Below are 4336 nucleotides of genomic sequence, written 5' to 3' on the forward strand. Positions count from 1 at the left end.
ACAATACTCATTATTTTGTTATTTTTTAAACCAAAACACTATTTTTCTAGGGAGAGGATTATGAAGGGTTCAGTGATTAGGCGAATGTACGCTGGTTTCACACTGATCATCATCATGTTTGCAGTAACGACCGCCATTATGATGGGAGGAATGAATCAAATTCATTCTAATTTCGAAAGTGTATCAACCACCGCCTTACCGCTCGTTTCTTTGTCAAACAAAACAAGTGTTCAACTGCTTTCTGCCGATAAATCTTTTAAGGACTTTTTGACGACACAAAACCAAGATCGCATGAATGTGATGCGTTCAGAATTTGCTAAAGCAAAACAAGATTTTGCTGACGTGCTAAACCAGCTCCAACAAGCAAGTGCAATGAACCCCTCTCTTGAAGAGCGGATAAGCCAACTTAAACAGATGGAACTCCGCTACTTTTCAGAAGCAGAACAAGCCATGAATAATTATCAGGCGATGTTTGAGGCGCAAGCTCAAGTGCAAAAATCAACTCGTGAATTTCAAAGACTTCATGCCGATTTAAGCACCGGAATGAAAGATTTTGTCGATGGGCAAAATAGTATTTCAGTTAAAGTCATGGCGAAAAGTTATTTCATTAAATTGAAAGATGCGGAATTAATCACTTCAGACGCTTTGGCCAGTTCGGATGTCGCCTTTGTTGACAAGGCCGTCACCATGAATAAAAAAGCGGTCACGCACCTCAACTACGCTTACCGAGGCTTATCGACCCAATTACCTGAACTGAAAAAAACATTTGACGATCTCGTCCAAAAATTCTCTCAAGATATTGGGCAAAAGGGTGGTGTGCTTGATCAACACAATAGTTACTTACTAGCGAAAACAGCCCTTTATGAAAACATTGCGAATTTGGCTATCGAGGTCGATAAAGCAATGACGATTTTAGACTCTTTTAACGATACTGCGACCGACGGTTTAAATGCCTCTCTGCGAGAAGCCGGGGAAGTCTATAAGCAAGGAGTTATTAAAGCGATCGTGATTGGTATTGCGGTTGTGCTAGTGGCTACAGGAATTGGTTACCACATTGCGCAAAGTGTTCGTGAGCCGTTAAATCGTATACTCAAAACGCTAGAAGGGCTGACAAAAGGAGATATGACACAACGCATTGAAATTCGTTACAACAACGAGTTTAGTCGCTTAAGTGGCCACATCAATTCGCTAGCAGATAATTTGCACCATATTTTGGTGCAGTTGAATGATGCTTCTGAAAATTTAACCAACACAGCTAACCATAACCAAACCACCTCTTCAAAAGCACAGTCACAACTCAGCACCCAACGTGAGCAAACCGCGAGCGTGGCAACCGCAATGACAGAAATGGCTCATTCAGTACAAGAAGTAGCGCAAAGTGCTCAAAGTTCGCTAGAGATGGTGCAGAAAGTTGAATCGGCTTCTGAATCGGGCCGTAAAATTATGAGTGACAATATCACTACTATTAATCAATTGGAGACTCGCTTAAATCAATCGGTTGATGCTGTCGGTGAACTGCAAAAAATGAGCAGCCAAATTGGTTCTATCTTGGATGTGATTCGTAATATTGCAGAACAAACTAACTTATTGGCGCTCAATGCCGCGATCGAAGCTGCTCGTGCTGGAGAGCAAGGGCGCGGGTTTGCAGTCGTAGCTGACGAAGTTCGTGTTTTGGCAAAACGCACAACAGATTCGACGTCTGAAATTGAAAGTATGATCAGCAACTTGCAATCCAGCTCATCTTCTGCCAGTACTGTTATTGAAAGCTGCATGACTGATATGGAACTTTCTGTCGAGCAAGCATCAACGGCGAATAGCGCAATGGAAGAGATCCAAGCGTTAATTCTAGAAATCAGTCAGATGAGTACTCATATTACACAGGCGGCCGCCGAGCAAAGTGAAACAACCGGTGACATTGCACGCAGTATCGAGGATATTAATTTAATCGCTGATGGTAGCTATCAAGCCATGTCTCAAATTGCACAGGCAAGCGCCAACCTAACTCAGCTTGCTAATCAGCAGAATGAATTAGTCCATCGTTTTACATTATGAGTGACCGTTAACAAACTCAACCTCATTTGTAAGTTACATGTAAATTATGTCTCAAGGGCGGCTTTTAATCTAAAGTCGCCCTTGTTTTTTTGATGCCACATCGTTATATGATAACTATCGGCTTGCGCATTATTATCTACCTCCTACTCTTTGCAAGCCAAACATGAGGATGATCTATGGCTGTTCATGTTGGCATTATCGACCAAGACCCTATTCGCTTGGTTACTCCCCTGCTTGATAATCGAACGGTAAGTTCGCACATTGTCTTCATCGGTGATCAAGACCAAAAATCAATGTATTTACGTTTACACTCGGTATTGAGTCAGCGCGACATCACTTCTGAGTTTTTTGAAATCCCATCGGGTTCCAATACCTCAGCAATCAAACAAGCTATTCAGTTTTTAGCGGAAGATTTGAAAACCAGATACGACGAAGTCAAGCTGAACGCAAGTTGTGGTTTGAGACATCGTTTATTATCCGTTTATGAGGTGTTCCGTAGCTATCAATGGCCTATTTTTGTCGTCGAACCAAACAGTGATCAGTTGTGTTGGCTTTATCCCGATGGTCAAAATAATACCCAAGTGCAAGACCACATTACCATTTCAGACTACTTAACCATTTTTGGCGCACGGGGTGAATTTAGTGAGCATCATATTCCGCCACAACTTGACCAAAAACTTTACGAACTCGGCGAGCGCTGGGCAAGTAATGCATTAGAACTTGGTCCTGGTTTAGCCACATTAAACTATTTAGCGACGACGTGCCGCAAAGAGCAGCGGCTAGATGTTGCACTTTCAGAAAAACAACAAGGCTATCGTGAACTTCATATTCTGTTGACCGATCTGGTCGAAGCACAAATCGCCACCTATCAAAATGGCATTTTAACCTTCGCCAACGAAGATGCGCGCCGATTTTCCAATGGAGAATGGTTAGAAACATTAGTGCACAGTACAATAAGGCAGATCCAAGATGATATGCCTACCATTCAAGATCGCTCTTTGAATGTTCAAGTCTACCGTCAATTAGGTGAGCGAGAAGTCAGAAATGAACTCGATGTCGCTACAGTGGTGAATAACAAACTGCATATTATTGAATGTAAAACGAAAGGTATGCGTGATGACGGCGATGATACGCTTTATAAGCTAGAATCATTACGTGATTTGCTTGGTGGCCTACAAGCTCGCGCTATGCTCGTGAGCTTTCGTCCACTCCGCCATAATGACATTACTCGTGCAGAAGATTTAGGGTTGGCCTTAATCGGCCCAGATGAACTGAAAGATTTAAAATTACATTTAGCCGCTTGGTTTAAAGAAGCGGGTGGTAACGAAGATATCTAACCTACAAAAAAGCCCGTTTCATACGGGCTTTTTTTACAGTAAAACGAATTTTCTAATGATCATCTTCTGTAAAATTTGTCGGTAACGTTGTTTTCATTTGATTCCATATGTGAGCGCTGTCAATACCGTAATGACGGATCACAATCGGCAACTGCTCACGATTGCCACTTTCACACACTGCTAATAATTCACGGTAAAACTGCAAGGCTAACTCGCGTGCTTCTGGATTAGAGAAATAATAGCTGCCGACTCGGTCATATAATTTCTTTAGCCCATTAAAAATCAAACCATAAATTTGATTTCCTGAGTGAAACGCTAAACGCTGAAATAACATGTAATCGTAAAAGTTAAAGGTTTTCGCAATCAATATTTGCTGACGTTTATATTCGTCTTTTTCACCATCATCTTTAATATGCTGTTGGATTTTCTGTGCATAAGGAGATAACTCCATAAAAGAATCCCAAGATTTAGCACTTAATAGTGCTTCACAGCTTTCGATAACATTAGTAATAGTGCGCTCAGCAGGCTCTTTGTTCACTTTAAATGCATAACGCATAAATATGGGGCTAATATTTGTCCGAGCCGCAAGTAAGTCTTCCACAATACTGGTGGCATTTTCAGCATCGAGCGTCATTAATGTATCTAATATGTGTAAACCGGAAGTTTCCATAAATTGGTTTACTTTTGTTGGCTTACCATGCTGTATAGTCAACCAACCATCACGGGCTAAGCGTTGTAATACTTCTCGAAGCGTTGTACGTGTTACACCAATTAATTCTGAAAGTTCGCGCTCTGCAGGTAAGATAGAACCCGGTGCAAAGCGACCATTCCAAATGCTCTCAATTATGTATTTTTCAGCAAAACCTGCTGGGCTTTTTGCCTTAATGACCATTAAGTACTTATCCAGTTTTCTATTTATTTGGGTCGAATGGGACTCATCATACCAC

General features: G+C 41.4%; 3 protein-coding genes. 2 read left to right on the forward strand and 1 reads right to left on the reverse strand.

All coding sequences use genetic code 11. The features are described from left to right. Positions 1-60: 60 nt before the first annotated feature. Together B9J84_RS02395 and B9J84_RS02400 are read left to right on the forward strand one after the other, a co-directional pair. Complete coding sequence (locus B9J84_RS02395) at positions 61-2052, forward strand: methyl-accepting chemotaxis protein (RefSeq protein WP_026027184.1); 1992 nt, start codon at positions 61-63, stop codon at positions 2050-2052. Between the two features lie 176 nt (positions 2053-2228). Next, positions 2229-3389: a DUF1887 family protein gene (locus B9J84_RS02400; protein WP_013856516.1), complete on the forward strand. Its 1161-nt coding sequence runs from the start codon at positions 2229-2231 to the stop codon at positions 3387-3389. 52 nt (positions 3390-3441) lie between these two features. Here the strand turns inward: B9J84_RS02400 and fadR are convergent, their stop codons facing one another. Beyond that, positions 3442-4281 carry a fatty acid metabolism transcriptional regulator FadR gene (fadR, locus tag B9J84_RS02405; RefSeq protein ID WP_010319711.1) on the reverse strand — a complete coding sequence of 280 codons (840 nt, stop codon included), beginning with the start codon at positions 4279-4281 and terminating at the stop codon, positions 3442-3444. Positions 4282-4336: the final 55 nt, after the last annotated feature.

This window comes from Vibrio sp. V03_P4A6T147 (assembly GCF_002241085.1).
Lineage (GTDB): Bacteria > Pseudomonadota > Gammaproteobacteria > Enterobacterales > Vibrionaceae > Vibrio > Vibrio anguillarum.